The sequence below is a fragment of the Bartonella sp. CL434QHHD genome (genome assembly GCF_042195145.1).
Taxonomy (GTDB): Bacteria; Pseudomonadota; Alphaproteobacteria; order Rhizobiales; family Rhizobiaceae; genus Bartonella.
The window spans coordinates 1-1,085 of record NZ_JBHINT010000041.1; the positions used below are offsets into that span (position 1 = coordinate 1).

2 protein-coding genes are annotated in these 1,085 nt (G+C 42.5%); both read left to right on the forward strand.

The genetic code is table 11. From position 1 onward, the window contains the following. Nucleotides 1–2 precede the first annotated feature (2 nt). Entirely contained in the window at nucleotides 3–512 is a 510-nt protein-coding gene (locus tag ACFILN_RS07165) for a hypothetical protein (protein WP_375671166.1), read from the forward strand. Next, nucleotides 493–1,085 (forward strand): phage baseplate assembly protein V (locus tag ACFILN_RS07170; RefSeq protein ID WP_375671167.1); only part of this gene is annotated, 593 nt, incomplete at its 3' end. The genes ACFILN_RS07165 and ACFILN_RS07170, both read left to right, overlap by 20 nt.

Consider the following 1,085-nt stretch of genomic DNA (forward strand, 5'->3'; position numbering starts at 1 on the left):
CGTTGATCAAAGCAGCAAAGACGGCAGCTGGTGACAATGTTTTCAATATGCGTGATTTCAACTTTTCCGTTGAGAACACGCCTGCAATTAATATCTCAACACAAAGTGAAACGATTGAAGATGGCTATGATTATGGAGTAAGGCGGCGTGTTTTAACAGTAGATGTTGAATGCTATGCAACATGTGAAGATGGAGCACGTTTTGTTGACCAATTAGCATGGGAAATTGAAGAGATTTTCTATGCCAATCCCAATCTTAACAATACCGTTGAGACATGCCGCCTGCAAAATATTGCTTTTGCCTTTGGCGATAATGGCGCCTTAGCACTCCATGGTGCAATTCTAACCTTTGAAGTCATTTATGTGACAAATATCCCCAACATGGATGAAGAAGACGGCAGTGTAACAGCAAGAATCGTTGAACCTTTCTTAAGCTTTGAACCAGAAACAGGCGTGAGAAATAAAGATAAATACCATAAAATCGAGGTTACTCATGTTAGAGCGGCGCGATAAAGAAATCACAGATCTAAAGAGACGTGTGGCCAATATGGTTGTGGTGGGAAAAATTAGCCATGTCGACCATAAAAACGCACGCTATCGGGTAAAAAGTGGCAATCTTGTCAGTGACTGGATTCCAGACACACAAGCCCGCGCCGGTAAAACACGCTCTTATGAAGGGCGTGATATCGGAGAGCAAGTGATTGTTGTTTCGTCATCCGGAGATTTATCACAAGGGGTGATTGTGGGTTCCATTCATACAGATGCTAATCAAGCAGCCGATAAGGGCAGCATTCACCGAACGATATACCCTGATGGCACCAGCCTTGAATATGATGATGAACAAAATACTTATGGAATTCACATCAAATCCGGCGGAAAATTTATCCTGACAATCGCTGATGGTGTGTCACTAAAAGGTGATGGGGGCAAGCTAGAGCTTACCGCACCGGAAGGCATAAAGATTGTTTCAGAAAGCGATATAAATTTAAACGCAAAAGGCAACATCTCTTTGAAGGCAGGTGGTGGCATTTCACTGAATTCGAATGATAGTCTCTCTCTTCATTCTGGGAATAATGTTTCCATTCA